Origin of the sequence: Gordonia pseudamarae, from assembly GCF_025273675.1 — a bacterium.
Lineage (GTDB): Bacteria > Actinomycetota > Actinomycetes > Mycobacteriales > Mycobacteriaceae > Gordonia > Gordonia pseudamarae.
The window spans coordinates 746,276-772,897 of record NZ_CP045809.1; the positions used below are offsets into that span (position 1 = coordinate 746,276).

General features: G+C 66.1%; 25 protein-coding genes and 1 pseudogene. 16 read left to right on the forward strand and 10 right to left on the reverse strand.

The genetic code is table 11. From position 1 onward, the window contains the following. Positions 1-53: 53 nt before the first annotated feature. From GII31_RS03210 to GII31_RS03240, 7 genes and pseudogenes are all read left to right on the forward strand, one after another. Positions 54-1,220 carry a thiolase C-terminal domain-containing protein gene (locus GII31_RS03210; protein ID WP_213246756.1) on the forward strand — a complete coding sequence of 389 codons (1,167 nt, stop codon included), beginning with the start codon at positions 54-56 and terminating at the stop codon, positions 1,218-1,220. Then, positions 1,220-1,660, forward strand: a complete 441-nt coding sequence (locus tag GII31_RS03215) for a Zn-ribbon domain-containing OB-fold protein (protein ID WP_213246758.1) — start codon at positions 1,220-1,222, stop codon at positions 1,658-1,660. Before GII31_RS03210 ends, GII31_RS03215 begins: the two co-directional genes overlap by 1 nt. Before the next feature lie 32 nt (positions 1,661-1,692). Beyond that, entirely contained in the window at positions 1,693-2,991 is a 1,299-nt protein-coding gene (locus GII31_RS03220) for an amidohydrolase family protein (protein WP_213246760.1), read from the forward strand. An 82-nt stretch (positions 2,992-3,073) separates the two neighbouring features. Further along, complete coding sequence (locus GII31_RS03225; RefSeq protein WP_213246762.1) at positions 3,074-4,264, forward strand: CaiB/BaiF CoA transferase family protein; 1,191 nt, start codon at positions 3,074-3,076, stop codon at positions 4,262-4,264. Between the two features lie 37 nt (positions 4,265-4,301). Next, the gene (locus GII31_RS03230) at positions 4,302-5,561 is read left to right on the forward strand and encodes an amidohydrolase family protein (protein WP_213246764.1); all 1,260 of its coding nucleotides are present in this window, start codon (positions 4,302-4,304) and stop codon (positions 5,559-5,561) included. Positions 5,562-5,666: 105 nt separating this feature from the next. Further along, positions 5,667-6,062: a helix-turn-helix domain-containing protein gene (locus GII31_RS03235; RefSeq protein ID WP_407649878.1), complete on the forward strand. Its 396-nt coding sequence runs from the start codon at positions 5,667-5,669 to the stop codon at positions 6,060-6,062. Beyond that, a pseudogene (locus GII31_RS03240) lies at positions 6,056-6,240 on the forward strand (IS481 family transposase); the annotation flags it as partial. The gene GII31_RS03235 and the pseudogene GII31_RS03240, both read left to right, overlap by 7 nt. 49 nt (positions 6,241-6,289) lie before the next feature. Here GII31_RS03240 and GII31_RS03245 read toward each other — a convergent pair. The 3 genes from GII31_RS03245 to GII31_RS03255 form a co-directional block, all read right to left on the reverse strand. Then, on the reverse strand, positions 6,290-7,342 hold the full coding sequence (locus GII31_RS03245) for an alpha/beta hydrolase family esterase (RefSeq protein ID WP_213246766.1): 1,053 nt from the start codon (positions 7,340-7,342) through the stop codon (positions 6,290-6,292). 278 nt (positions 7,343-7,620) lie between these two features. Further along, a complete protein-coding gene (locus GII31_RS03250; RefSeq protein ID WP_213246768.1) occupies positions 7,621-8,676 on the reverse strand; it encodes a Rieske 2Fe-2S domain-containing protein in 1,056 nt (351 codons plus the stop codon). Positions 8,677-8,699: 23 nt separating this feature from the next. Beyond that, positions 8,700-9,995: an amidohydrolase family protein gene (locus GII31_RS03255; RefSeq protein WP_213246771.1), complete on the reverse strand. Its 1,296-nt coding sequence runs from the start codon at positions 9,993-9,995 to the stop codon at positions 8,700-8,702. Positions 9,996-10,226: 231 nt separating this feature from the next. Between GII31_RS03255 and GII31_RS03260 the strand changes: the two genes are divergently transcribed. The 3 genes from GII31_RS03260 to GII31_RS03270 all read left to right on the forward strand — a co-directional run bounded on the left by GII31_RS03260 (position 10,227) and on the right by GII31_RS03270 (position 13,139). Continuing rightward, positions 10,227-10,862, forward strand: coding sequence for a TetR/AcrR family transcriptional regulator (locus tag GII31_RS03260; protein WP_246222084.1), 636 nt, complete (start codon positions 10,227-10,229; stop codon positions 10,860-10,862). 187 nt (positions 10,863-11,049) lie between these two features. Further along, positions 11,050-12,828, forward strand: coding sequence for an MFS transporter (locus tag GII31_RS03265; RefSeq protein ID WP_213246775.1), 1,779 nt, complete (start codon positions 11,050-11,052; stop codon positions 12,826-12,828). A 170-nt stretch (positions 12,829-12,998) separates the two neighbouring features. Beyond that, on the forward strand, positions 12,999-13,139 hold the full coding sequence (locus GII31_RS03270; protein WP_213246777.1) for a hypothetical protein: 141 nt from the start codon (positions 12,999-13,001) through the stop codon (positions 13,137-13,139). A gap of 270 nt (positions 13,140-13,409) precedes the next feature. Here GII31_RS03270 and GII31_RS03275 read toward each other — a convergent pair whose 3' ends face one another. The 3 genes from GII31_RS03275 to kstD form a co-directional block, all read right to left on the reverse strand. Then, positions 13,410-13,841 (reverse strand): DUF6918 family protein, encoded by a 432-nt coding sequence (locus tag GII31_RS03275; protein ID WP_213246779.1) that lies wholly within the window; start codon positions 13,839-13,841, stop codon positions 13,410-13,412. 200 nt (positions 13,842-14,041) lie between these two features. Next, complete coding sequence (locus tag GII31_RS03280; RefSeq protein ID WP_213246781.1) at positions 14,042-14,914, reverse strand: MaoC/PaaZ C-terminal domain-containing protein; 873 nt, start codon at positions 14,912-14,914, stop codon at positions 14,042-14,044. 3 nt (positions 14,915-14,917) lie between these two features. Further along, entirely contained in the window at positions 14,918-16,720 is a 1,803-nt protein-coding gene (kstD, locus tag GII31_RS03285; RefSeq protein WP_246222085.1) for a 3-oxosteroid 1-dehydrogenase, read from the reverse strand. A 253-nt stretch (positions 16,721-16,973) separates the two neighbouring features. On the opposite strand from kstD, the gene GII31_RS03290 reads away from it, so the two are divergent. The 3 genes from GII31_RS03290 (at position 16,974) to dmpG (ending at position 19,926) form a co-directional block, all read left to right on the forward strand. Further along, positions 16,974-17,762, forward strand: a complete 789-nt coding sequence (locus tag GII31_RS03290) for a 2-keto-4-pentenoate hydratase (RefSeq protein ID WP_213246783.1) — start codon at positions 16,974-16,976, stop codon at positions 17,760-17,762. A 194-nt stretch (positions 17,763-17,956) separates the two neighbouring features. Next, on the forward strand, positions 17,957-18,856 hold the full coding sequence (locus GII31_RS03295; RefSeq protein WP_213246785.1) for an acetaldehyde dehydrogenase (acetylating): 900 nt from the start codon (positions 17,957-17,959) through the stop codon (positions 18,854-18,856). A 2-nt stretch (positions 18,857-18,858) separates the two neighbouring features. Further along, positions 18,859-19,926, forward strand: coding sequence for a 4-hydroxy-2-oxovalerate aldolase (dmpG, locus tag GII31_RS03300; protein WP_213246787.1), 1,068 nt, complete (start codon positions 18,859-18,861; stop codon positions 19,924-19,926). A gap of 177 nt (positions 19,927-20,103) precedes the next feature. Here the strand turns inward: dmpG and GII31_RS03305 are convergent, their stop codons facing one another. Beyond that, positions 20,104-20,334, reverse strand: coding sequence for a hypothetical protein (locus GII31_RS03305; protein WP_213246789.1), 231 nt, complete (start codon positions 20,332-20,334; stop codon positions 20,104-20,106). Positions 20,335-20,657: 323 nt separating this feature from the next. Between GII31_RS03305 and GII31_RS03310 the strand changes: the two genes are divergently transcribed. Further along, the gene (locus GII31_RS03310) at positions 20,658-21,458 is read left to right on the forward strand and encodes a VOC family protein (protein ID WP_213246791.1); all 801 of its coding nucleotides are present in this window, start codon (positions 20,658-20,660) and stop codon (positions 21,456-21,458) included. 9 nt (positions 21,459-21,467) lie between these two features. Here GII31_RS03310 and GII31_RS03315 read toward each other — a convergent pair whose 3' ends face one another. Next, entirely contained in the window at positions 21,468-22,334 is an 867-nt protein-coding gene (locus tag GII31_RS03315; RefSeq protein WP_246222086.1) for a crotonase/enoyl-CoA hydratase family protein, read from the reverse strand. A gap of 71 nt (positions 22,335-22,405) precedes the next feature. Here GII31_RS03315 and GII31_RS03320 point away from each other — a divergent pair, with 71 nt between their 5' ends. Further along, on the forward strand, positions 22,406-24,022 hold the full coding sequence (locus GII31_RS03320; RefSeq protein WP_213246793.1) for an acyl-CoA synthetase: 1,617 nt from the start codon (positions 22,406-22,408) through the stop codon (positions 24,020-24,022). A 36-nt stretch (positions 24,023-24,058) separates the two neighbouring features. Beyond that, positions 24,059-25,225 carry an NAD(P)H-dependent flavin oxidoreductase gene (locus tag GII31_RS03325; protein WP_213249775.1) on the forward strand — a complete coding sequence of 389 codons (1,167 nt, stop codon included), beginning with the start codon at positions 24,059-24,061 and terminating at the stop codon, positions 25,223-25,225. A 100-nt stretch (positions 25,226-25,325) separates the two neighbouring features. Here GII31_RS03325 and GII31_RS03330 read toward each other — a convergent pair whose 3' ends face one another. Next, positions 25,326-26,072: a TetR/AcrR family transcriptional regulator gene (locus GII31_RS03330; protein ID WP_246222087.1), complete on the reverse strand. Its 747-nt coding sequence runs from the start codon at positions 26,070-26,072 to the stop codon at positions 25,326-25,328. 114 nt (positions 26,073-26,186) lie between these two features. Then, positions 26,187-26,618, reverse strand: coding sequence for a DUF952 domain-containing protein (locus GII31_RS03335; protein WP_213246797.1), 432 nt, complete (start codon positions 26,616-26,618; stop codon positions 26,187-26,189). Positions 26,619-26,622: the final 4 nt, after the last annotated feature.

A 26,622-nucleotide genomic window follows, 5' to 3' on the forward strand; every position in this document is an offset into this window, starting at 1 on the left:
TTTCTGCCCCCGGTTGTATTCGGGGGACGGTGACGTGCGCTCAGGAGCAGTCCATGAACAATTCCGGCGCCGCGATAGTCGGCATAGGTACAACCGAATACTCGAAGAAGTCCGGACGCAGTGAGCTGTGCCTGGCCGCCGAAGCCAGTCTGGCCGCCCTCGCCGACGCGGGTGTGGCCCCCGGCGATGTCGACGGTTTTGTGACGTTCTCGATCGACAACAATGATGAAAGCACCCTGGCGAGGAATCTCGGTGTGTACGAGGTCGACTTCTTCGCCCGTACCTCGGCCGGTGGCGGTGGTGCGCCGGGTGCTATCGCCTTGGCGGCCATGGCAATCGAGACCGGCAAGGCGTCGGTGGTGCTGTGCTATCGGGCGATGAACGAGCGGTCCGGCCGCCGTTTCGGTCAGCCGCTGGCGTTCGAATCGCAGGAGGTTACGACCGCCGAGGCCGAGCGGGCGTGGTCCGCGCCCTTCGGGATGGCCACACCTGCCGCCTTCATGGCGCACAGTGCCCGCCGCTACATGCACCAGTACAACGTTGACGCGGCAGATTTCGGCCTACAGCCGGTAGTTCAGCGTGAGTACGCGGTCACCAATCCAGACGCCTTCTTCTACGGCAAGCCGATGGCGCTGGACGATCATCAGGCCTCCCGGATGATCGCCGACCCGCTGCGGTTGCTCGACTGCTGCCAGGAGACCGATGGTGGTGTGGCGCTGGTCGTCACTTCCGCCGACCGGGCTGCGCAGCTGCGACACGCACCGGTGCGGGTCCTCGGCAGCGCGATGGGCATCGCCGCACGGCAACACGGAATGGCCTCGATGTACCGCGACGACATCGCCGGGGTGGAGGAGACCAAGATCGTCGGTGACCAGCTCTACCGGCAGTCCGACCTGGCGCCGGCAGACCTCGATGTGGCCGTGCTGTACGACCATTTCAGCCCCGCCATCCTGATGCAGCTCGAGGCACTGGGCTTCTGCGGCCCGGGCGAGGCGCCCGACCTGGTCCGAGACGGTGCCACCCGCATAGATGGTGCGATCCCGACCAATACCAATGGGGGGCAATTGTCCGAGGCATACATGCACGGCTTCAATGGGCTCGTCGAAGCGGTCCGCCAGCTCCGCGGCACCGCCGTCAACCAGGTGCCCGATGCCCGGCACGCCATCGTCACCGGCGGCCCCTACGTGGCCACCAGCGGCGTGATCCTGGGGGTGGCGTGATGACCGGAACCACGGCTACGGCGGCAGAGATCACCAGGGGACGACCCATTCCGAAGGTCAACCGCGACACCGAGTTCTTCTGGGCCGCGGCCCGCGAACACCGGCTCGTCGCGCAGTGCTGCTCGGCATGCGGACAGCTGCGGCATCCGCCCGGTCCGGTCTGCCCCGACTGCCACAGCCTCGAATGGGAGGTCGCCGAGCTGAGCGGGCGCGGCACCCTCTACAGCTATGTGGTTGTCCACCAGCCGCTTCCGCCAGGATTCAATGAACCGCCGATCGTCGTGGTCGTCGCCCTCGACGAGGGCACCAGGCTGGTGTCCAACATGACCGGCGTGGATCCGGACGGCCTGCGGATCGGTGAGCCGCTCGAGGTGTATTTCGTCGACCAGGAAGAAGGCTGGTCGGCCCCACAATTTCGGCGTCCGGATACCGGCGTCTGATCACTATCGGTGAAAATTTAGGAGTAGGAACAATGACCGTCGTAGAAGACCCGTCAGTGCAACCCACGAACCGCAACGACCCGAAGCTGGCCCCCATCAAGGGGATTCCGGTGATCGATGTCGACACCCACCTCACCGAACCCGGTGACCTGTGGACATCGCGGGCGCCGGAGAAGTTCAAGGACCTCGTGCCGCGCGTGGCGCTGCTGCAAGAAGAGGACTTCGCCAAGCGTGCCGGCTGGCGTCCGCGTCAGGTCCACGAGGGCGGCACCCCGGCCTGGATCGTCGGTGACGACACCTGCATCGGCTTCGCCGGCGGTGCCAGCGTGGTCAACAAGAGTAACCACAAGGTCAAGGGCAGTGATTTCATCCACTGGCCGCTCACCGACGTGTCCCCGGCCGCGAGTCTGACGGAGCCGCGTCTGGCGCTGATGGACGATGTGGGCATCTGGGGACAGATCCTGTATCCCAACGCCGTCGGCTTCGGCGGGCAGGGACTGGCCAGCGTCGCCGACCCTGAACTGCGCATGCTGATCTTTACCATCTGGAACGACACGATGGCCGAGATGCAGGAACAGTCGAACGGCCGGCTCATGGGTATGGGCCTGATCCCCTGGTGGGACATCGACCTGGCCGTCAAGGAGGTCGAACGCTGCCACGGCATGGGTCTCAAGGGCGTCAACACCAACGCCGACCCGCAGAATCAGGGCTTCCCCGACCTGTCGGACAAGTTCTACAGCCCGCTGTGGGATGCCTGCGAAGACCTTGATGTTCCGGTGAATTTCCATGTGGGAGCAAGTGTTTCACAGGCCAGCTACCACGGAACCGCGCCCTGGCCCTCACTCAACAACGATGCCCGCCTGGCCATCGGTACCTGCATGCTGTACCTGTCCAACGCGCGCATCATGGCCAACCTGATCTACTCGGGCATGCTCGACCGACACAAGAAGCTCAAGCTGGTCTCGGTGGAGAGCGGTATCGGCTGGATCCCATTCATGCTCACCGCGCTGGACTACCAGGCCGAGGAGAACGGCGTCGACTATCTCGAACTCAAGCCGTCGGAGTACTTCCGCCGGCAGATGTATTCCTGCTTCTGGTTCGAGGGCGAGGGCGATCCGAACTTCACGTGGTACGCCGACCAGCTCACCCCCGACAACATCATGTTCGAGTCGGACTTCCCGCACCCGACATGCCTGTACCCGTCCCCGCTGGACGGTATCGCGAGCATCTTCAAGGACCACGATGTGCCGTGGGAGGACCGCGAGAAGATCCTCGGCGGTACCGCAGCACGGGTGTACAACATCGACATGCCCAAGACGGTCACGCACTGATCCGCGTTTGCCGATAACAGCCCGAAAGGACAAGGGACAGCGTGATGGCTGCCTACAACACAACTGACGTAGCGGGTGGCCGATGACCGCCGTGATGAAGGGGGTGCGCATCGTTGAGGTTGCCGAACAGGCATTCGGCCCGGCGGCATGCGCACTTCTGAGCGACTGGGGTGCCGACGTCATCAAGATTGAACCGGTGGAAAAGGGTGACGCAGGCCGTGGTCTGCGGGCCCTGGGCAATGACGACGTTCTGCCCCTGTTCGAGAGCAACAACCGCGGCAAACGCAGTCTGGGCCTGGATCTTTCGACCGACGACGGCCGGGACATCCTGTACCGGCTGGTGGCCGACGCCGATATCTTCGTCACAAACAAGGTACCGCGAGTCCGTAAGCGCCTGCGCATCGACGTCGACGACATCCGCAGATGCAACCCGGACATCATCTACGCCCGTGCCACCGGAAACGGTGAACGCGGCCCGGAAGCCGACAACGGGTCCTACGACTTGCTCGGCTTCTGGTACCGGACCGGCGCGGCGCTCGGCGCCGCCCCGGCCGGCAGTTCACCGCCCTACCTGCCGAGCCCCGGCTTCGGTGACCTGATCGGCGCCACCACCATCGCCGCCGGTCTGATGGGCGCGCTCTACCACCGGGCCACCACCGGTGAGGCGCCCGTGGTCGACGTGTCGCTGCTGGCCACCGGCATGTGGGCGATGAGCGGGTCGATCTCCTCGGCAGCCCTCACGCGCGAATGGTCCTGGCCGCCACCGGCCCGAAACCCTTTGTCACACACGTATGAAACGGCCGATCATCGGTGGATCGGGCTGTGCTGTCTGCAACCGGCGGCGTACTGGGCGCCGCTGTGTGAGGTGCTCGGCCGGCCCGACCTGGTCGCCGACCCCCGCTTCGCGGATTACCAGTCGCTGATGGCCAATGCCGGTCGGGTGATGGACCTCCTGGCCGAAATCTTCGCCAAGGAAAAACTCGATCACTGGCGCAGTGTGCTCGCGGACTTCAAGGGGCAGTGGACGGTCATCCAGGATCCGGTGCAGGTGCTCGATGATCCGCAGGTGGTGGCCAATGGACTCGTGCAAACCTGTACTACCGACGCGGGAGTCCCGTTCGACCTGGTGACCGCCCCCGTGCAATATGACGGTAAGCCCGCCGTCACCCGCCGCGGACCGGGTCTGTCCGAACACGGCGACGCCATACTCGCCGACCTGGGCTACGACTGGGACACCGTCGTCGACCTCAAAGTGCGCGGTGTGGTCGCCTGACCGGCACCACCCATGCGATCACCAGCAGGAGCAGTCCATGACTCAAGCAATAATGGGTGCCATCGATGTGCCCGACAACTCCGATGCCCGCGCCAACGCGCCGGTCTTCGACGCCGACACCCACATGTATGAGACGGCGGAGGCACTCACCAAGTTTCTTCCCGAAAAATACCGCACCGCAGTGCAGTACGTGCAGGTCGGGCGGCACAGCAGGATCGCGATCAACGGCGTGATCACCGACTTCATCCCCAACCCGACCTTCGATCGGGTCGCTGCCCCCGGCGCGCACGAGAAATTCTTCGCCGGCGAAAACTCAGAGGGACTGACCCTGCGCGAGATGCAGGGCAAGGCCATCGATGCGCCGGAGGCCACCCGCAGCCCTGACGACCGGGTTGCGGAACTGGATCGGCAAGGTGTGCGGGAATGCCTCAACTATCCGACACTTGCGAGCTTGGTAGAGCATTCGTCAGCTGAGGATCCGGAGCTGACTCTGGCCATCATCCACGCGCTCAATCAGTGGATGTTGGAGCACTGGCAGTTCAACTATCAGGATCGAGTGTTCTCGACACCGGTCATCAATTGTTCCGAGGTCGACGATGCCCGCCGCGAACTCGAATACATCCTCGACAACGGTGCCAAGGTCGCGCTCATCAAACCGGCACCGGTGAAGGGTCTGCACGGCTGGCGCTCGCCCGCGCTGCCCGAATTCGACCCGCTGTGGGCAGACATCGAAGCGGCCGGGCTGCCGATCGTGTTGCATGCCAGCCAGCCTCCGCTCGATGAGTACGTCAACAAGTGGGAGCCGCCGAGTACCAAGAACTTCATGGCGATGAGCTCGTTCCGGTGGCTGGTGCTCGGACACCGGGAGATCTCCGACATGATCGGTAGCCTCATCTGCCACGGCACGCTGACCCGGTTCCCAAAGCTGCGGATCGCGAGTGTGGAGAACGGAAGCTCGTGGATTCACCCGCTGTTCCACGACCTGCACGATCTCACCAAGAAGATGCCGCAGAACTTTCCCGAAGACCCCCTGGAGGTGTTCCGCCGCAACATCTGGGTCAGCCCGTTCTGGGAGGGGTCGGTGGCCGACGTCGTCGAAACCGTCGGCTGGGACCGGGTGATGTTCGGATCGGACTATCCGCACCCCGAAGGTTTGCCGGAGCCGAAGGGCTACTGGAAGTACGCCGAAGGCATGGACAACCGGCGCACCTGGGACTTCGTGGGCGACAACGCCCGCCGGTTCATGGGTCTGCCCATCGCCAACCCCGACCCGGCCGCGGCGGCACCGCCGGCCTAGGTGTAACTCCCAGGGAGGTTGTGAACGGCGTGGCGGCTGTGAACGGGTGAGGGCCTCCGGTGTCGGTGTGGTTACCACACACACGCCGAACACCGAGAGGCCCTCATGACCCACCGTAATGCTTTCCTGACCGAACGTGGACGCCTGAGTCTGGCTCGGTGTGTCGTCGAGGATCACTGGCCACTGCGCCGAGCAGCTGAACGGTTCAACTGTTCACCGGCCACAGCGAAGAAGTGGGCTGACCGCTACCGCGAGCGCGGCGCCGGCGTGCATGTCCGATGTGTCCAGTCGCCCACACCGTTCGCCCCGCCGGCCGGCGCGGCGCCGGGAACGACGAATCATCAAGGTGCGCTTCCTGCGTCGTTGGGGAGCAGCACGCATTGCTGCGTGGCGGACACCGCGTCCTTGGGTGGGCCCAAAGCCGCCAACGCAAGAAGCAGCAGCGCCCGGGGTATGCCTACCTGCATCACGCCGTCAGACCACATCGATCACCGCACTTGAAGATCGCGCGATCGACCGTCGAGGCGGTCCTGCGTCGCTACCGGATGCCGCTGCTGCACCACCTGGACCAGGGCACCGGACTACCCGTGCGCACCCCCAACCACACCGCGACGAGCACGATGCCGCCGGTGACCTGATCCATGTCGATATCAAGAAACTCGGCCGGATTCCCGATGGCCGGTTCGTGGCGGTCCCGATTTCGGGAATCCGGCGCGGGTGAGTCGCCCCTACGTGTGGATCGGTCCGGTGATCGGGTGGGCGCGGAAGAAGTCCCAGATGATCCGGGTCGCGCTGATCGATGAGGTGATCGGTCCGGTGATCGGGGTGAACGCCAGCAGCGGATCTCCGCCCGGCCAATTGTGCCCGCCACCGTGAATGGTGTACAGCTCGGCAGCGCCGTCTGCGCGGCAAGACCATTGGGTTCGGGTCACATCATGGGTGATCCGGCGTGCCGTCGTCTTCGAGGAGCAGCCGTTACGCTTGGCCCATGCGGCCGTTTGCGATCGAACGGTTTCCGAACGGGGCATTGTTGTTGGCACGGGGCCGTCACGGAGCTGTTGACCGATGGTGCGGGGTGACCCGTCGAGCGCGGGAAGCAGCAATCCGTGAGGACCGAGTCCGCCCGAATAGGAAAGTATCTTGTCGCCTGTGCCGTGGAAAGCCACCACCGGAACGGGGCGGGACGGATTGCACCACTGAAAGTTCTGGATACCCGATACCGGTGCCGCGGCGGCGAACCGGTCGGCGAGCTGGCAGGCGATCGACGATGTGGTGAAGGCTCCCATCGACAGCCCGGTGACGTAGATGCGACGTTTGTCCAGGCACAAGGTCTTCTCGACGTGCGTCAGCAGCGCCGACAGGAACGCGATGTCCCGTCCGTTCTCGCCGAAATCCCACTGGGGTGGCAGCACGTGGGTTTCCGGGGTGATGACGGCGAACCCGTGACGTGCCCCGTAGGGGCCCATTCCGCTCCAGGCTGCCTGGATAGCACCGGGCTGCAGGTACCCGTGGATATCGAAGACCACTGGCATCGGTGTTCGCTTGGCAAGCGCCGGAACTTCCCTCAGGTAGTCGCCGGAGCGGCCCGCCGCGGAGAACAGCTGGAGCGACGTCCCGGGTGGTACGGGCGCGGCCTTGCAGCCCATAGAGGGCACCGGAGCCGTGTCCGTCGGCCCGCCGCGTTGTGGGGCCGCCGAGCCGATGGGGGTGGCGCACAGCAACAGTGCTGCTGCGATCGCGATGGCGACGATGATGGCCCGTGCGCGGCCCGATCCGAACATCTCGCTCCTTGAGTTCCAGGTCCGGCGGGAATGCGCGCGCCGGTCTCGGGCGACGTGATTCTCCCGGCACCCAAGACCGACAGCCCGCAGATCCGGTCAGTCGATCATGCTTCCTCCGAAACTAGTAGCACATTCCGGTCCCCGGCCGGGCTCGATGTGTGCCGCTCAGCAGGATATGTCGGCGCCGGGGGAGCGGAGCCCCGCCCGGCGGGGGTCGTGGCCGTGAGTGCACTCGTGTGTGCTGACCGCCCCGTGATTCTGCCCGAAGCCCAGACCGGCTATGTCACCGCGGCCACTTCGGCTTTTTCTCCGGCCGTCGCCGGCGGGTCGCCGGGACGCCAGTCGGCGTCGACCTCGTAGAACTGGGTTGCCCAGCGGCGCATGGCCATATAAGGCTTGGCGTCGATCCGGTCAAGCGGCGGGCGCTCGACGTACTTCTGGTAGCGCCAGATACTCAGATCGTCCCAGACCGTTTGCAGGAAGCGCTTTTCCACCAGCTTCTGGACTTCCGGTGGTGGTACGTCGGAGGTTTCACCCTCGGGCTTGGGCCACCAGATGGTGTAGAATAGGTCGGACTTGCCCTGATCGGTGGGTGTGCAGGCGAAGATCAGCCGGTGCTGCTGCACCCCTTCGAACGCGGTGATCGCATACCCCAGGCCGGCGATGTGACTGTGCACGCGCAGGGACATCGCATCCGGGTCGGGGCTGTTGACATCGGGCCAGCCGGTGAGGAACTGCCACTCGTTGTCCTGGATCTCCCACTTGAGGCAGACCGGGGTGACGGTGGCGTGATGAACGTAGCGGAAATGCGCACTGTCCGGGGCATTTTCGGCAACGACCTGCGGATGGACGTTCTCGCCCTCGCACTTGACCGAGAACTCCGGATACGACCGGTAGTACTTGTCGGGGGTGTCGGTGACCTCGGGGAACTTGGTGAAGATGTCCGGCGGCGACCACCGGGGGGCCTCACCGTGCGGGTGATACCACATGAACACGACGCCGTGCGATTCGTGAATCGGGTACGAGCGCAGCTTCATCGACTTCATCGTGCGGCCGGGCTCCGACGGCATGTACGCATGCCTGCCGTCGGGGCCCCAGCGCCAGCCATGGAACGGGCATTCGATGCAATCGCCGACGACCTTGCCGCCGTAGCCGAGATGCGCACCGAGATGCTTGCAGTTGCCGGTGAGCACGTGAATCTCACCGTTGTCGTCGCGGTAACCGACCAGATCCTCGCCGAAGTAATGCAGCGGCTTGGACTGGCCCTGCTCGAACTCCTGTGACCAGCCGATGACGTACCAACCGGTCGCGAACCACGTGAACGGAACTTCCATGGCTTTCTCCTACTAGTGGGCTGTTAGGTCTGCTGCGCGGCAGCGGCCTGAATCTGCTGCTCCCACGCGGCAAGCTTTTCTTCGGCACTCGACTGATGGTGGCTGAGTGCCTGGATGGAGACGTCGTGGCCCTGGGCCTGGGCACGCAGCGCTCCGACGGTGCACTGTTCCTTAGGAATGTGCTTGAACGGGTCGAAGTGGTACCACTTCATCGTGTTCTCGAACGTGATCTTGTTGATCTCGTCGTCGGGAACCTGAGCCTCCTGGAAGACGCTCCAGAGCTCCTCGGGGGCATGGGGCCACATGGAATCCGAATGCGGATAGTCCATCTCCCACGAGATGTTGTCGATGCCGATGTCGTGCCGCAGCTTGACGCCGAGCGGGTCGCTGATGAAGCAGGTGAGGAAGTGCTCCTTGAACACCTCGCTGGGCAGCTTGCCGTCGAAGTTCTGCATCGTCCAGGTGGAGTGCATGTCGAACGTGCGGTCGACGCGCTCGAGGAAGTAGGGGATCCAGCCGGTGCCGCCCTCGGACAGCGCGATCTTGAGGTCCTTGTACTTCTTGATCGGCGCCGACCACAGCAGGTCGGCGGCGGCGTTGACGATGTTCATCGGCTGCAGCGTGATCATCACGTCCGGCGGCGAGTCGACGGCCGGGATCGACAGCTTGCCCGACGAGCCGATATGCACGCACATCACGGTGTCGGTGTCGACGAGTGCCTTCCACACCGGATCCCAGTAGTCCGAGTGGAAGCTCGGGTAGCCCAGCGCGGCGGGGTTCTCGGTGAAGGTCAGCGAATGCACGCCCTTCTTGGCATTGCGCCGGATCTCCTGTGCGCACAGCTCGGCATCCCAGATCACCGGCAGGCCCATCGGGATGAAGCGGCCCGGGTGCTCGCCGCACCACTCGTCGATGTGCCAGTCGTTGTAGGCCTGCACCAGAGCGAGGGAGAAGTCGGAATCCTCGGTGGCGAACAGGCGGGCGGCGAAACCGGGGAACGACGGGAAGTTCATGCCTGCCAGGACACCGCCGGCATTCATGTCCTTCACGCGTTCGGCGGCGTTGTAGCAGCCGGGCCGGATCTCGTCGAGGCCCTCGGGCTCGAGGCCGTACTCCTCCTTGGGGCGGCCGGCGACGGCGTTGAGGGCGACGTTGGGGATGATGCGGTCGCGGAACTTCCACATGTCCGCGCCGTTCTCCATATGGATCAGCCGCGGGGCGTCGTCTTTGTACTTGGGGGGCAGGTGATTGTCGAACATATCCGGCGGCTCGATGATGTGATCGTCGACGCTCATCAGGATCATGTCGTTCATTTCCATGGCAGAGCTCCTTTCGTTCTACCCATACTGTAGCGCTTACGATATGGGTTATGGGAGAGATGCCGGTCTTCTGGGGCGGTCTGATTGTCCAGCTGGGCTGATATCGAGCTTGGCACTTCTTGACGGTTGTGTCAAGAAATCGTCGGATATGGCGGACTTGTGCTGTTGACCTTTGACTATTCGACTTGACAGATGTGTCCGGCAGTCCGCCGGGTGTGTAGTCTGGTGGACGTGACAATCGCCGATGCCGCCGGACATGACCCCGCCCAGGACCTCGTCTCCGGTCCGCGCAGGATGGAGGTGGCCGGCGGCAGCCGCGCCGAGCGGACCCGGGAGGCCATCCTCGACGCCGCGCGGCGACTGTTCTACGAGCGCGGGTACGCAGGGGTCGCCGTCAACGCGATCACCGAGGCCTGCGGGATCTCGCGAGCGGGCTTCTACACCTACTTCAAGGACAAGCGCGAGATCTTCGACATCCTGTCCGAGCGTGCCTATCGGGATCTGCGGGACGTGCTCGGACGGTGGAGCGCACTGCCCGCGAGGTGCTCGGCCGAGGATATCCGGGGGTTCGTCGGCGAGTACTTCGCGTATATGGACCGGCACGGCGCGTTCGCCATGGCGGGTGCGCACTCCGGCCCCGACGACGACGTCTTCCGGGAGGGCTATCGGCGCATGCAGACCCGCGTGTCATGGATGCTCGGCCAGGGCCTGTCGGCGGCGGGCGATCATTCGCCCGAGGTCGTCGGCAGCGCTGTCTTCGGTCTGCTCGACCGGTCCTGGCACACCGTGCGCGCTCAATCGGTGACGGTCAGCGAGGACGAGATGGTGGACCTGCTGACCGACATGATCGTGGGCCTGCGCGGCTGAATCCGCCGTGGCCTCCGGCGTTGCCCGTCGCCGACCGCCGCATTCATAGCGGGTTGCGCTACCTCGGTTTTCCGTCCGACCTTGTGACCACGGCCTTTCGCCGCCCCCCTTTCGCTGACCGCAGTCAACGAAGTAGCGTGTCTGGAAAGTTGGCCGTCTCCGGTGCCGACGGCGGAGGAGGCCACCGATGAACAGACTTCGCAGCATGGATCTACGGTCGGCGTGGGTGATCACGGTCGCCTCCGTCGCGGTGTCGATGGTGATCGCGGCGATGGCCGGTCTGACCACGGCGCTGCCGGAGATCGCTCTGGTCACCGGCGCCGACTCCGGGCAGATGACCTGGATCATGGACGGCTACACCCTCGCCCTGGCAGCGTTGCTGCTCCCCGCGGGCGCGCTCGGGGATCGGCTGGGACGCAGAGAGGTCCTGATTGCCGGGCTGGTGATCTTCGGCCTGGCCTCGCTGGTGGCGATCTGGTGCACCGATCCGGTGGCGATGATCGCCTCGCGTGCGGCGTGCGGCCTAGGTGCCGCGTTGATCATGCCCACCACTTTGTCGTTGATCACCACCGGCGTACCGGCCGACAAGCGGGCGCTGGGCATCAGCATCTGGGCGGCGGTGGTCGGTGCCGGTGCGATCTTCGGCATCCTGATCACCGGCGTACTGCTGGAGTTCTTCTCCTGGAAGTCGATTTTCATCATGTTCGCCGTGGTGTCGGCGACGATTTTGGTGCTCTCGCTGACGATCGGCACGTCCAAGGATCCCGACCCGGGACAGTTTGACGTCATGGGTGCGGCGACCTCGGTGGCGGCGGTGACCATCCTGGTGTTCGGCCTCATCGAGGCCCCGCACCTGGGCTGGACGTCGCCGGTGGTGCTGCTGTGTCTGGTCGGCGGAATCGGGCTGGGTATCGCGTTCTACGTGGGCGAGGCGCGCAGCCCGGCGCCGCTGCTTGACGTGAATCTGTTCCGCAACAGGGCTTTCGCGGCAGGCTCACTGTCGGTGCTCGTGCAGTTCTTCCTGGCCTTCGGGTTGTTCTTCGTGTTCCTGCAGCAGGTTCAGCTGATCTTCGGCTACTCGCCGCTCAAGTCCGCCCTCGCGCTGATGCCCATCGTCGTCGGCGTGGCGGGCATCGCGCCGTTCGCCACGATGGCCGTGGCGCGCTGGCACGCGCTCAAACTCTTCATCGCCGCGGGCATCGGCGCCGGTGGGGTGGGTGTGGTGGCCCTCGGTCTGTTCGACTACTCCGAATACTGGATGCTGCTCTTCCCGATGATGACCTTCGCCGTCGGGCTGGGGCTGGCCGGAGCACCGTCGACCGCGGCGATCATGACCAACACACCGCAGGACAATCAGGGCGTGGGGTCGGCTGTCAACGACACCGCCCGTGAGCTCGGCGCCGCGATCGGCATCGCGATCTCGGGCAGCATCATGGCGGCCGGATTCGACGCGCGTATCGGTTCCACCGCCGACCAGGCCCGAGATCAGATCGACGAACTCGGCAGGCAACTGGCGGCGGGCGGAAACCCGGCCGCCGCGCAGGACGCCGCACAACAGGCCGATACCGTCGCCGAGCATGTCCGGCAGTCCCTCGCCGAGGCGCTCGCGGTGGCCGATGCCCTGCGCGACCAGGCGCCCGGGGTGGCCGCGACCATCATCGACGGGGCCAAGGATGCCTGGATGGTGCCGATGAGCCACGGCTACATCGTCGTGGGCGTGGTGACCCTGGTGGGAGCGGCGGCATTGGCCTGGCTGACACCGAGCCGCCTCGAAACCCCGCCCGCCGCGGAGCCGGACTTGGACTTGGACTTGGATACCGACGACTTGGACTTGGATACCGACGACTTGGACTTGGATACCGACGACTTGGACTTGGATACCGACGGGGACACCGGCGGCGATGCGGACCTGGATGGTGCGGACGACCATACCCCTGCTACCGTGACCGGAAACACAGGTTCTTAGTGCGCGTGCGGCGTGTATCGCGACATGTCGGCCACAGAAGGCTACATTAGTCCCATAACACAGATGCTCTTGGCCTCGCCCAAGCCCAGCCCGGCGGGCCGGAATCCTGCAAGCGTGTGCGGTGAGCCGAGTGTGCCAAGAAACTGTCGGTGCTCAGGAAGTGTGGAGACATGGCATCACCGGAGATCACGTCAGCGTCGGGGGAGCAGTTCCAGGCGGTCCGCGCGCGGGTATGGCGGCTGCTGGTGATGCTCGGCGCACTTGTCGGCGTGGTGGTGTGCCTGCTGCTGATCCTGTCGTCGGCGACCTGATTCTCTATTCTGAAAGATATTCAGCAACAGTCTGATTCGGTCGGCCGGACCGTCGCCGGTCGAGGTGTGGCTTGATGGTCGCTGATTGAGATGCGAACCAGACCGCCGCCGATTGAGGCACGGGCTTGATCGATGCCGGTTGAGGTGCGAGCTTGCGAGCCTCGAAACCCGGTGAGACGACATCGTCCTCTCACCGGGCTCCGGTGGATCACCGCCCGGCGGTTCCGCGTACCTCAACTACGCGCACCTCGATCAGCGGCCGCGGGAAGATCAGGCGTTCTTCTCGATGGCGTCGCCGACACGGGGGAGTGCGTCGGCGACGTTCTCCTTCGCCTTGCCGCGCAGCAGGTTGTACGCCTTGGCCAGCGGTGCCTTCGCGGATGCGGCGTGGTGGTCGGTGATGGCCAGCAGCGCCTCGGCGGCGGCATCGGAGTTGGCGGCCAGGTGGTCACCGAACGCGGCCCCGGCCGGACGCGAATCCCAGAACGGCGTGAGCGCGCTCACGAACTCCGGGAGCAGCTTGTCGGTGGCGTGCGGAACCAAGCCCGGCTTGAACTTGTTGGCCGTGTTGTAGCCGCCCTTGATCGCGGTTCCGCTCAGGCCCTTCTTGTCGGCCACCTCGGAGTCGATGACGGCCGCGAGATCGGCGACGACCGCCTCGCGTCGGCCCGGCTCGAGCAGGTGCTGCAACGAATCACTCATGATGTATCTCCCTAGCGCGATGGGCCGCCGGTGGTCGCCGCCGGCCTCTGTCGGGCACCCCCGGTCCCACCGCCGAAACGGTCGGGAACGAGGATGGTTCTGGTTACCGTCGTAGAGAGTACTTGTATGCCACAGTGAGTGTTTCGTGTGGTCCGCCCGAATCGCGCAGCCGGCGAAACTGGTTCGGAGCAGCCAATTTTCTACACCGTGGACACCTTGTCCGAGGAGCACACGATGTTCTTCAGGACCACCGCGTCCGGACGCTCGGCCACCCGCGCCACCGCCAGCAGCCGGTCCTGCTCCCAGACGTCGACGACGAGCGTCTCGCCCGGAAACACCACGCCCGCGAACGTCGCCGAGAAGTCGGTGACCGCGGTGACATCAGAACCGTGCAGTTCGTCGACGAGTGCCCGCAGGACCGCGCCGTAGGTGCACCTGCCGTGCAGGATGGGCCGTGGGAAACCGGCGTTCTTCGCGAACGCGGGATCGCTGTGCAGAGGATTGCGGTCGCCGCACAGCCGGTAGTACAGCGCCTGCTGGGGCAGCGTCGGAATCTCGATCCGGTGGTCGGGGTCGCGATCGGGCAGGACGACCTTGTCCGACGCGCCGCGTTCCCCGCCGAACCCGCCCTCGCCGGAGGCGAAGATCGACGACCGGGTGGTCCACAGCAGTTCACCCGCGTCGTCGACGGTGGTGAATTCCTGCACGATGACCGCGGCGGACCCTTTGTCCCACACCTCGGCGATGCGCCCGCGTGTGGTGGCCTTGCCGGAAGCGGGGATCGGGCGATGGACACTCACCTGCTGGCCCGCGTGCACCACCTTGGCCAGGTCGATGTCGATACCGGGAAACACCACCGTCGGGGCCTCGGTGGCGTGGAAGGTGGGGGCCACTGTCGCGAACGACGGCAGCACCTTGGGCGCCGAATCGTGGACATAGCCGAGACCGGCCTCGTCCATCGGGTCGGCGGCGGCGCCCACCGCGAGGTTGTACAGCGCGACATCGGAGGCCGACCAGCTGTAGGAGTCTTCGCCGATGTCGGCGCCGATGGCGATATCAGGATTGATGGGCACGGTTCATGCTCCCTTCGCGGCCGGTGACGTGGCCGGATTCCCGGCCTTCTCGGCGGCATCGAGCGCGGCGAGATAGCCGAACACCAGTGCGGGGCCGATGGTGGCGCCGGGACCGGCATAGGTGTGGCCCATCACCGGGGCGCTGGTGTTGCCCGCCGCGTACAGGCCGTCGATGACCGAACCGTCGGGACGCAGGGCGCGGCCCGCGGCATCGGTATCGATGCCGCCCTTGGTGCCGAGGTCGCCGGGCACCATCTTGACCGCGTAGAACGGGGCTCTGTCGACGGGGCCCAGGCTGGGGTTGGGTTTGTTGGTCGGGTCGCCGTAGTAGTGGTCGTAACCGCTCTTGCCCCGGCCGAAGTCCTCGTCGACACCCGCGCGGGCGAATCCGTTGAATCGTTCGGTCGTGGCGGTGAGCGCCTCGACGGGCACACCGATCTTGCCGGCCAGCTCGGTGAGCGTGGCGGCCTTGACCACCACACCTGATTCGAGCCACTTGCGCGGCAGCGATTGGCGGGCGTTGACGCCGGCGAACAGATACCGGTTACGGCAGCGCTGATCCATGATCAGCCAGGCCGGGACGTTGACGCCCGGGCCTTCGCCCTGGCCGAACTCACCGCCGTACATCCGGTGCACCGCCTCGACATACGGCAGTGACTCGTTCATGAAGCGCTCGCCGCGCTCGTTGACCATGAACGTGCCGGGCACCGCGCGCTCGGACAGGGCGAACCACGGGCCCTTCGGCAGCGGGATGGTCGGGCCCCACCAGGCGTCGTCCATCATCGACACCGCCGCGCCGATCTTGAGGCCGGCGGTGATGCCGTCGCCGGTGTTCGACGGTGCGCCGGTGGTCCAGTCCGAGCCGATCGGGTCGCGCTGATACTTCTTGCGCATCTCCGGGTTGTTCTCGAAGCCGCCGGAGCCGAGGATGACGCCGTAGCGCGCACGCAGCTCGATCGGTGTGCCGTTCGATTCGGCGACCACGCCGACGACACGGCCGTCCTCGGTGATCAGGTCGGTCAGGCCGGTGTTGAGTTTCACCGGCACGCCGGCCTGGCGCACGCCGAGGAACAGTTCGGCGGCCAGTGCCGCACCCATCGCGATCAGCTTCTTCTTGCGGGACTTGGCGACGAAGAACCGCCCACCGACCCGGGCGGTCCGGGCGATACCGCGCCAGTGCCGCAGACCCACGTTGAGCCAGCGGTAATCACTCTGCAGCACAACCATATTCAGTGGCGCCTTGGAATACGGCGGGTGCAGGGTTTTGAAGTCCTCGCCGAGGCGGCGGGCGTCGAACGGGGTGGGTTCGATGGACCGGCCGGCCAACCGGCCGCCGGGGGCCTCCGGGTAGTAGTCGGAGTAGTTCTTGACCCACTCGAACTCCAGCGGGGCGTGCGCCATCAGGAAGTCGAGGGCCTCGGGGCCGCGGTCGATGTAGGCGTCGATCTTCGCGGCCGGGGCGTGTTCGCCGATGATCGCGTGCACGTACTCGCGGGCCTTGGCCACGGTGTCGTCGACGCCGTCGTTCTTGAGGACCGAGTTGTTGGGGATCCACACGCCGCCGCCCGAACGGGAGGTGGAACCGCCCCAGTACGGTGACTTCTCGATGAGGATCGTCGCCAGGCCCTTACCCGCGGCGGTGATGGCCGCACTCATTCCGGCGGCGCCCGCGCCGACCACGATGACGTCGTAGGTTTCGGTTGTGCCCGCCTCGCCGGCGGTGGCGGGCTTTCCGGTGATGTCAGCCGCGCCGGTGGTGCTGGACGTTCCGGTCGTGGGGGTGCTCGGCGTGTTCGCGTCGGCCATGGGGGTCCCTTCGTTCGCCACGGGGTGCAACGAGTTCTTTCCCAAATTAGAACACGTTGCAGAAAAGTGCCAGACTCGGGTAGACAGGTGTCCATTCCGCCCAGTGGGTGCGACCGCTTTCTCGGGTCGCCCGTTGTGGCAGCCTCGAGCATCAGGTGCGTGCGCGGTGTTCCCAAAACTGGAACGTGTTCTAGTATGGGGTGTGATCGTGCAGGGCACGAGCACACCCGTGACACCAGGAAGCGAGACCCACATGGCGGTGGACCAGGCCACACGGCACCAGATCGCCGATGCTCTATGGACAGCTGAGCGGACCGCGACCGCGATCGATCGGCCATCCGACGATCACGCGGGCCTCGACGTGGTGGATGCCTACGAGATCCAGCTCATCAACATCGGCAAGCGGCTCGACGCCGGTGCCGCCGTCGCCGGCCACAAGGTGGGTCTGGCGTCGGAGGCGATGCAGACGATGATGGGCGTCGACGAACCCGACTACGGGCATCTGCTCGACACCATGCGGTACTTCGAATCCACGCCCATCGATTTCCATGCGCTGTGTATCCCGCGTGTCGAGGTGGAGGTCGGATTCATCCTCGGCGAGGACCTGCCCGGTGAGGGCTGTACCCGTGAGGACGTGATCGCCGCGATCGAATGGGTGGTCCCGTCCATCGAACTCATCGACTCCCGGATCAAGGACTGGAAGATCACCCTCGTCGATACCATCGCCGACAATGCCTCATCGTGCGGCTGGATCCTCGGAGAGCAGCGGGTGGCGATGAGCGACATCGACGTCGGCGATATCGACGCCACCCTGACCCGCAACGGCGAGGTGGTGGCCAAGGGCAATTCGTCGGCGGTGCTGGGCAATCCGCTCAACTCGGTGTCGTGGCTGGCCAACAAGGTGTCGAGTTTCGGGGTGCGGCTGCGCAAGGGTGATGTGATCCTGCCCGGCACGGCCACCCGTGCCTTCGACATCGCCTCCGGCGACAACTTCGTCGCCGAGTTCGCCGGACTCGGCAGCGTCACCCTGGATTTCACGTGACCTCCTCGCCCGGCTTCCGCTCGTCGATGTCCCTCGCGTCGGTTGAGGTGCGAGGCCGCCCAGCGGGCGAGCCTCGCACCTCAACCGGCGGGGGAAGGGCGCCTCAACCAACAAGGGGAAGGGTGCCTTGGCCGGTGGGCGTGGCGGCAACACAAGGATTTTGGACAGAAGACTTCGATGGAGGTGAGGAACACATGGCCAAGACACTGACAGCCGCGATCATCGGATCGGGCAACATCGGTACGGACCTGATGTACAAACTCGAACGGTCCGAGGTGATCGATCCGCGCTGGATGGTCGGCATCGACGCCGACTCCGAGGGCATGAAACGGGCCGCCGACCGTGGGCTCATCACGATGTCCGGCGGCGCCGACGAACTGCTGGCCTCCGGTGAACTGCCGGATCTGATCTTTGAGGCGACCTCGGCGTATGTGCACCGCGAATACGCGCCCAAGTACGAGGCCGCCGGGATCGTCGCGATCGACCTGACCCCGGCCGCGGTCGGCCCGGCGGTGGTGCCGCCGGCCAACCTGCGTGAGCACCTGGACGCACCCAACACCAACATGATCACCTGCGGTGGGCAGGCCACCATCCCGATGGTGCACGCCGTGTCCGGCGTCGTGCCGGTGGAGTACGCCGAGATCGTCGCGTCGGTGTCGTCGGAATCGGCCGGGCCCGGAACCCGCGCCAACATCGACGAGTTCACCCGCACCACCGCCAAGGGGATCGAGACGATCGGCGGCGCCACCCGCGGCAAGGCCATCATCATCCTCAACCCGGCCGACCCGCCGATGATCATGCGCGACACCATCTTCTGCGCCATCCCCGCAGACGCCGACACCGACGCGATCGCCGAGGCGATCCACAAGCGGGAGAAGGAGATCCAGTCGTACGTTCCGGGTTACCGGCTACTGCAGGATCCGCAGTTCGATCCGCCGTCGGTGATCAACGGCGGCTACGCCCGGGTCAGCATCTTCGTCGAGGTCGAAGGCGCCGGTGACTTCCTGCCGCCGTATGCGGGCAACCTCGACATCATGACCGCCGCCGCCACCAAGGTCGGCGACGAAATCGCGAAAGCAAAGCTGGGAGTCTGAGCATGAGCACCGATCTGATGGCGAACGCGCGCAAGTATTCCGACACTCTCGATATCCGCATCACCGACTCGTCGTTGCGCGACGGCAGTCACCACAAGCGGCACCAGTTCACCGAGCAGGAGGTACGCGACATCGTCGCCGCCCTCGACGATTCCGGTGTGCCTGTGATCGAGGTGACCCACGGCGACGGGCTCGGCGGTTCCTCGTTCAACTACGGCTTCTCCAAGACACCTGAACAGCAATTGATCAAGGCCGCGGCCGAAACCGCCAAGCGTGCCAAGATCGCGTTCCTGATGCTGCCCGGGCTCGGCACCAAGGACGACATTCGCGCCGCCCAGGACAACGGCGGACAGATCTGCCGCATCGCCACCCACTGCACCGAGGCCGACGTCTCGATCCAGCACTTCGGGCTGGCCCGCGAACTCGGCCTGGAGACCGTGGGCTTCCTGATGATGAGCCACTCGCAGCCGCCCGAGGTGATCGCCGCGCAGGGCCGCATCATGGCCGATGCCGGTTGCCAGTGCGTGTACGTCGTGGACTCGGCCGGTGCGCTGGTGCTCGAGGACGTCACCTACCGGGTGCAGGCGCTGCGCGCCGAACTCGGCGACGACGCCCAGATCGGTTTCCACGGCCACGAGAACCTCGACATCGCTGTTGCCAACTCGGTGAACGCGGTGCGTGCCGGTGCCCAGCAGATCGACGGGTCGATCCGTCGTTTCGGCGCGGGCGCGGGTAACACGCCCACCGAGGCGTTCGTGGGTGTGTGCGACAAGCTGGGCATCAGTACCGGCATCGACTTCATGAAGATCGCCGACGCCGCGCAGGACGTGGTGCGGCCGGCGATGCCGTCGGAGTGCCTGGTGGATCGTTCGGCGATGATGATGGGCTACGCGGGTTGCTACTCCAGCTTCCTCAAACACGCCGAGAACCACGCCGAACGCTATGGTGTGCCGGCCGCCGAGATCCTGCTGGAGGCGGGCAACCGCAAGCTGGTCGGCGGTCAGGAGGACCAGCTGATCGACATCGCGCTGGAACTGCGTAAGAAGCAGGACGCCAACGCCGGCGTGTGACGGGCGATTCCCCCGTTCCCCTTCCGGCGGTTGCGGTGCGAGGGGCGGAAACGACGAGCCTCGAAGCCTGGTGAGACGACACTGTCATCTCACCAGGCTTCGTCGTCTCAGCAGGTTTCGAGGCTCGGTCGCGGGGCGACCTCGCACCTCAACCGGCGAGGTGGGTGGCCTTGCGCCTCAGCCGGTGAGGTGGGCAGCCTGCTCGTCGGAACGGGATCGTTGATCGATGGTCCGCAGGACCATCTGGCCGGCGAGCAGGACGAGCGCGACGATGCAGACGGCAAGGCCGGCGTAGGCGCCCCACCCGGGCGACATCGCGGGCAACTCCGAGGCGAGCTCGCGGGTCACGAGGCTGTCGAACATCAGCGGGGCGGGGTCGGTGATGACCCGGGCGGCGCACACCCTCATCGCCCACACCCCAGGTCGCGAAGGTCAGCGAGATCAGCGCCAGACCGCAGACGAGTAGAAGAGGAGCGGCCCAGCGGTTCACCGGGCCGTGAATGTCGAACGAGTCCATGACACCAGTATCGGGGGCGGGCGCACGTTCGATACGGTCCGGTTCCATACATGACCGGTTCGATACATGACCGGTTCGATACATGACTGGGAGGTGAACGCGTGCGGCGAATCGCGCGGGCGCCTGACAGGCGCGGGCCACGGGCGCATACTGGGGCGCAGTCCGCACGACATGAGACCGGCCCTGTCGGGGCCGGCGGCACGAGGGAGTGACGATGGCCGACTATTCGGCGCCGATCGGAGCACCTACCTGGTTCGATCTGATGAGCGAAGATCCGGCCGCCGCCGCCGGGTTCTACTGCGGGTTGTTCGGCTGGGCCGTCGAGGCTCCACCCGAAGAGGAGTTCGGCGGCTACCAGAACTTCACCAAGAACGGGAAACGGGTTGCCGGGATCAGCCCGGTGATGGAGGACGCGGGTCCTCCCAACGTGTGGTCGGTCTACCTGCACACCGCCGATGCCGCCGCCACCGCCGCCGCGGTGGATGCGGCCGGTGGCAGTGTCATCGTGCCGCCCATGGCGATCGGCGACGAGGGAACGATGCTGTTCGCCCTCGATTCGGCCGGCGCGGCGATCGGTTTCTGGCAGCCCGGTGCCCATCTCGGATTCACCGAATGGGGCACCCACGGCACGCCGTACTGGTTCGAATGCCACAGCAAGTCGTACGCGGCGTCGCTGGACTTCTATCGCGCGGTGACCGGCGTGCGGCCGCAGGAGGTGGGAACCGGAGGCGATCCCGACGCCGTCGGACCCGACGCCTACGCGCAGCTGATGACCGCCGATGGGGACTCGTATTCGGGAATCATGGACTCGGTCAAGCTTTTTCCATCCGAGGTTCCGTCGTTCTGGCAGGTGTACATCTGCGTCGACGATGTCGCGGCGACGGTCGACCGGGTGGCCGAACTCGGCGGGAAGGTGCTGATGGGCGGCGAGGACACCCCGTTCGGCACGCTCGCATCGGCGACCGACCCCTTCGGTGCGGTGTTCGCGTTGGGTTCGCCGCCCGCCGGCATGTGAGGGCCGTGACTACTCGCCGGTGAAGACGGGTTTCTGCTTCTCCGCGAATGCTTTCGGGCCGACTTTGGCGTCCTTGGACTTGAATACGGCGATACCGAGCTTTGCCTCGATCGCGAAGGCGTCCTCCTCGTGGAGGCCTTCGGTGTCGCGCATCGTCTTGAGGATGGCCTGCACGGCGAGCGGGCCGTTGGCGGCGATGGTGTCGGCGATCTGCAGGGCGCGCTCCAGTGCGGTGCCGTCGGGGACGACGTAGCCGATCAGGCCGTATTCCTTGGCCTCGGCGGCGGTGATGTGCCGCCCGGTGAGCAGTAGATCGGCGGCAATCGTGTACGGGATCTGCCGGGGCAGGCGCACCGCGCTGCCGCCCAGCGGGAAAAGGCCCCAACGTGCCTCGGCGACACCGAATCTGGCGCTCTCGCCGGCGACCCGGATGTCGGTGCCCTGCAGGATCTCGGTGCCGCCGGCGATCGCGGCACCCTCGACGGCGGCGATCAGCGGCTTGGTGAGCCTGCGGCCCTTGAGCAGCGCCGGCAGTTCGGCGGGATTCCAGGTGCCCTGCTCGACGGTGTCACCGGGGGCGTTCTCGCGCATGGCCTTCAGGTCCATGCCCGCGCAGAACGAACCGCCCGCGCCGGTGAGGACGGCGACCCGGATATCGGGATCGGCATCGACCTGATCCCAGGCCTCGCGCATCGTCGCCATCATCTCCATCGACAGGGCATTGCGGGCCTGTGGACGATTGAGTGTCACCACCAGCACGTGACCGCGCTTGTCGACCAGGCAGTGCGGGGCCTCGGTGTCCCCAGAGCCGGTATTCCCAGAGCCGGTATTCGCAGAGCCGGTATTCACGGTATCGGTGCTCGCAGTCGTGGTCATCGCGGGGCGTCCTCCGGGGTTGGGGTGGTACACGCTTGCCCCGAACAGTAACACGTTCTAATTTTATAGCCATGCCCTTCACCATCGCTGACCTCATCGAGCACTCGGTCGATCTCAATCCCGAGCGGATCGCCCTCGAGACCGACGGCAGGAGCCACACCTACGCCGAGCTGGAGGCGCGGTCGAACGCGCTCGCCCACGCCCTGCGCGATCTCGGGGTCAAACCCGGTGATGCGGTGGGCCTGTACAGCAGAAACACCATCGAGGCGGTCGAGGCGATGGTGGCGATCTTCAAGGCGCGGGCCGTCATGGTCAACGTCAACTACCGGTACGTCGAGGCCGAGCTGGAGCACATCTTCACCGACTCCGGGATGAAGGTGCTCATCCACGAGCGCCGGTACCGCGACCGGGTGCAGAACGTGTTGCAGAATACGCCGCTGATCGGGCACCGGATCATCATCGAGGATGGTGCCGGGAACACCGATGAAGCGGAGGCCGGCGAAAGCCGATTCGAGGACGTGATCGCCGCATCGTCCACCGCGCGCGACTTCGAGCCGCGCAGCGAGGACGATCTGTACATGCTCTACACCGGCGGCACCACCGGCAAACCCAAGGGCGTGGTGTGGCGGCAGGAGGACATCTGGCGGGTGCTCGGCGGCGGTATCGACTGGCATACCAGCGAACCGGTCACCGACGAATGGCATCTCGCGCGCGTGGGCGCCGAAGGTGGCCAGCTCGTACGGTTCCCGATCCCGCCGTTCATCCATGGTGGATCGCAGTGGGCCATCTTCCAATCGCTGATGGGCGGCCAGAAGGCCGTCGTCTACCCGGAATTCGACGCCGCGCGCAGCTGGGAGATCGTCGAGAAGCACAAGGTGAACGTCGTGTTCATCACCGGTGACGCGATGGGCCGGCCGATGGTGGAGGCCCTGGCCGAACGTGACTACGATCTGTCGAGCCTGGTGACGGTCGCCTCGTCGGCCGCATTGTTCTCCCAGAACGTGAAAGAGGAGTTCCTGGACCGGATTCCGAACGCACTGCTCATCGACGCCATCGGCTCGTCGGAAACCGGCTACGGCGGACTGGGCATCGTGTCGAAGGGAGCACCGGCCTCCGGCGGGCCGCGCGTCACCGCCGACAAGCAGTTGCACGTGCTGCGCGAGGACGGCACCCGGGTGGAACCCGGCTCCGGCGAGGTGGGCACCCTGGCCCGCACGGGCCACATCCCGTTGCGCTACCACAACGACCCCGAGAAGTCGGCGCAGACCTTCAAAGAATATGGCGGCGTTCGTTACTCGATACCGGGTGACTTCGCCCGCGTTGAGGACGACGGCGCCATCACCATGCTCGGGCGAGGCTCGGTGTCCATCAACACCGGTGGCGAAAAGGTGTTCCCGGAGGAGGTCGAGGCCGCGCTCAAGGCGCACCCCGAGGTGTTCGACACCGTGGTCGTCGGCGTACCCGACGACCGGTTCGGGCAGCGGGTGGTCGCCGTCGTCGCCACCCGTGGGGGAGCGCGTCCCGCGCTGGCCGACCTGAACGAGGTGGTGCGCAAGGAACTTGCCGGATACAAGTGCCCGCGTAGTGTGTGGTTCGTCGACGAGATCAGGCGTTCACCGGCGGGAAAGCCCGATTACCGTTGGGGCGCAGAGCTGACCGCGTCCAGAGAAGCCGACCAGGTCCTGTAGCCACCGGATCCCGAAACCGTCAGATATCGAGGAATGATGCGCACGCAACTCGCCGAACAATTCGGCATCGACTACCCGATCTTCGGCTTCACCCCGTCACAGGAGGTCGCGGCCGCGATCAGCCGGGCGGGCGGGCTCGGTGTGCTCGGCTGCGTCCGGTTCAACGACGCCGGAGAACTCGACGAGGTCCTGGAATGGATGCACGAGAACACCGACGGCAAGCCGTTCGGCGTCGACGTGGTGATGCCCGCCAAGATCCCCACCGAGGGCAGCAAGGTCGACCTCGACTCGATGATCCCGCCGGAGCATCGGGCGTTCGTCGAACGCACTCTGTCCGAACTCGGTGTGCCGCCGCTCGCCGATGACGCCGGCGTCAACACCGGTGTACTCGGTTGGCTGCATTCGGTGGCCCGCTCACACGTCGACGTCGCCATGGAACACACCCGGAAATACGGGCAGATCAAGCTGATCGCCAACGCGCTGGGCTCCCCGCCCGACGACGTGATCGCCGTCGCGCACGAGAACGGCGTCAAGGTGGCGGCGCTCGCCGGCACCTCGGAGCACGCGAGGTCCCACGTCGGTGCCGGGGTCGACATCGTGATCGCCCAGGGATACGAGGGCGGCGGCCACACCGGTGACGTGGCATCGATGGTGTTGTGGCCCGAGATCGTCGACGCCGTAGGTGATGTCCCGGTGCTCGCGGCCGGCGGGGTGGGTGACGGCCGGCAGATCGCCGCCGCCGTCGCCCTCGGCGCGCAAGGGGTGTGGATGGGCACCTACTGGCTGACCGCCGCCGAGTACAACCTCGGGGCGACGGGGGGGATCGGCGCGACGGGCGACGGGCCGTCGACGGTGCAGCAGGCGCTGCTCAAGGCGTCGTCACGGGACACGGTGCGCCGCCGCATCTACTCGGGCAAACCCGCCCGGCTGCTCAAGACCCGCTGGACCGACGCCTGGGATGCGCCCGGCGCTCCCGACCCGCTGCCGATGCCGCTGCAGAACCTGCTCGTCGGCGAGGCGCACGCGCGGATCTCCGCCGCCGACGACCCGGAGGTGGTGGCGATACCCGCCGGGCAGATCGTGGGCCGCTGCAATGCGATCGTGCCCGTCGCCGAACTCATCGACGGACTCGTCGCCGGATACGACGACGCGGTGGAACGTATGTCGAGAACCGTGGTGGCCCGGCCCACCGCAGCGGGTTGAGGTGTGGGCGTAAGCGACGAGCCTCGGAACCCGCTGAGAGACAATGTCTGCGGGTTCCCGTGGCCGTCTCACCGGGTTTCGGGGCTCGCAGGCTCGCGCCTCAACCGTCGGGAGCGGCGTCTGCGGTGAACTGTCCGGTGTGACCGGGCCCGGGGCAGGACGATTTCGGCGTCCGCAAGGTCAACCGACCCCGATTGCCGCGGCCGCCGGCCGGACCGTACCGGTCGGTGATCGCGGCGTTCATCGTCGCGATCCCGGTGAGGATCAGGTCGAGGCCGAACTCGTAGCCGAAATCGGCGCCGGGCAGCGGCGCGGCGCCGCCCGCCGCCATCCGGGAGGCGAGCGGAAAACGTTCGGTCACATTGAGTTCGGCCAGCTTCTCGGGAAGGTGTGCGGCATGTTCGTATGCCGCTACGGGAGCGGCGGCGGTCCGGGAACGGGTCCGGGCGACATCGAGCACCAGGGTCAGCACCGCGTTCTTGGCGGTGTCCGAGAACGGCAGCGGTTCGACGGCGGTGAGTTCGCGGTCGTACTTGGCGAGCGCCCCCGGACCGGCGACGGCGTACGTGACCGGGATCTCGGCAAGCCACGGATGTTCGGCGAACAGTGCCAGATTGTCGGCGACGACCGCCGACAACATCGTCCGCCAATCGCCGGCGGGACCGATCGAGGTGAAGTCTGTGTAGGCCATGTCGGCATACGCCTGGTCCGCCATGAGCACGATCAGTTGTTCGCGCCCGTCGACGTAGGAGTACAGCGACATGACCGGGATGCCCACCGCGGCAGCCACATCGCGCACCGTGAAGTCGGCGCCCTTCTCGTCGGCGACACCGATCGCGGTGGTCACGATCTGATCGGTCGTGTACCTGGGGGGCCGTCCACGGCGAACCTGGGGGACCTCCTTGCGCCACAACAGATCGATCGTGTCCATGGTCCTCGCCGGTCGCCGGGATAAACGTATTCAGTACGTAATACCAGTGTGGATGCTCGCTCCGCACAGCGGGGTCCGGTTTGCGACGGAGCCCACTCGGCCGGCCTCGGGCAACGGCGCGAACGTCCCGTCGTCGGCGGGCACGAATGGCTCCGCGGAGGTGATCGCCGAGACCGGCAGCCGCCCGTACAGGTGCGGAAACAGCATGCTGTCGGGGTCGGTGGGCACACCCGGCTCCCAGCGGATCTCCGCCCGCAACAGCGCCGGGTCGATCCGCAGCGCCACCAGGTCGGTGCGACCCGCGAACAGCCGGTTGGCGGGCAGATGCACCTGGTGCGGCGCTGACAGGTGGATGAAGCCCACCTCGGTCAGGGACGGCGCGTCGACGTGCCCGGCGGCCCGTGCCCGCGACCAGTCGGCGGTGGTGCACAGATGCAGCAGTGGGCCCTCAGGAGTGGTCATCGGC

Excerpts from the sequence above, each read along its gene's own strand:
- GII31_RS03215 (WP_213246758.1), top strand. The coding sequence starts at position 1,220 with ATGACCGGAACCACGGCTACGGCGGCAGAGATCACCAGGGGACGACCC.
- GII31_RS03245 (WP_213246766.1), bottom strand. The coding sequence starts at position 7,342 with ATGTTCGGATCGGGCCGCGCACGGGCCATCATCGTCGCCATCGCGATC.
- GII31_RS03320 (WP_213246793.1), top strand. The coding sequence starts at position 22,406 with ATGCCCTTCACCATCGCTGACCTCATCGAGCACTCGGTCGATCTCAAT.
- GII31_RS03230 (WP_213246764.1), top strand. The coding sequence starts at position 4,302 with ATGACTCAAGCAATAATGGGTGCCATCGATGTGCCCGACAACTCCGAT.
- GII31_RS03270 (WP_213246777.1), top strand. The coding sequence starts at position 12,999 with ATGGCATCACCGGAGATCACGTCAGCGTCGGGGGAGCAGTTCCAGGCG.
- GII31_RS03225 (WP_213246762.1), top strand. The coding sequence starts at position 3,074 with ATGACCGCCGTGATGAAGGGGGTGCGCATCGTTGAGGTTGCCGAACAG.
- GII31_RS03255 (WP_213246771.1), bottom strand. The coding sequence starts at position 9,995 with ATGGAAATGAACGACATGATCCTGATGAGCGTCGACGATCACATCATC.
- GII31_RS03315 (WP_246222086.1), bottom strand. The coding sequence starts at position 22,334 with ATGACCACGACTGCGAGCACCGATACCGTGAATACCGGCTCTGCGAAT.
- GII31_RS03235 (WP_407649878.1), top strand. The coding sequence starts at position 5,667 with ATGACCCACCGTAATGCTTTCCTGACCGAACGTGGACGCCTGAGTCTG.
- GII31_RS03325 (WP_213249775.1), top strand. The coding sequence starts at position 24,059 with ATGCGCACGCAACTCGCCGAACAATTCGGCATCGACTACCCGATCTTC.
- GII31_RS03220 (WP_213246760.1), top strand. The coding sequence starts at position 1,693 with ATGACCGTCGTAGAAGACCCGTCAGTGCAACCCACGAACCGCAACGAC.
- GII31_RS03310 (WP_213246791.1), top strand. The coding sequence starts at position 20,658 with ATGGCCGACTATTCGGCGCCGATCGGAGCACCTACCTGGTTCGATCTG.
- GII31_RS03275 (WP_213246779.1), bottom strand. The coding sequence starts at position 13,841 with ATGAGTGATTCGTTGCAGCACCTGCTCGAGCCGGGCCGACGCGAGGCG.
- GII31_RS03295 (WP_213246785.1), top strand. The coding sequence starts at position 17,957 with ATGGCCAAGACACTGACAGCCGCGATCATCGGATCGGGCAACATCGGT.
- GII31_RS03265 (WP_213246775.1), top strand. The coding sequence starts at position 11,050 with ATGAACAGACTTCGCAGCATGGATCTACGGTCGGCGTGGGTGATCACG.
- GII31_RS03210 (WP_213246756.1), top strand. The coding sequence starts at position 54 with ATGAACAATTCCGGCGCCGCGATAGTCGGCATAGGTACAACCGAATAC.
- GII31_RS03335 (WP_213246797.1), bottom strand. The coding sequence starts at position 26,618 with ATGACCACTCCTGAGGGCCCACTGCTGCATCTGTGCACCACCGCCGAC.
- GII31_RS03250 (WP_213246768.1), bottom strand. The coding sequence starts at position 8,676 with ATGGAAGTTCCGTTCACGTGGTTCGCGACCGGTTGGTACGTCATCGGC.
- GII31_RS03305 (WP_213246789.1), bottom strand. The coding sequence starts at position 20,334 with ATGAGGGTGTGCGCCGCCCGGGTCATCACCGACCCCGCCCCGCTGATG.
- dmpG (WP_213246787.1), top strand. The coding sequence starts at position 18,859 with ATGAGCACCGATCTGATGGCGAACGCGCGCAAGTATTCCGACACTCTC.
- kstD (WP_246222085.1), bottom strand. The coding sequence starts at position 16,720 with ATGGCCGACGCGAACACGCCGAGCACCCCCACGACCGGAACGTCCAGC.
- GII31_RS03290 (WP_213246783.1), top strand. The coding sequence starts at position 16,974 with ATGGCGGTGGACCAGGCCACACGGCACCAGATCGCCGATGCTCTATGG.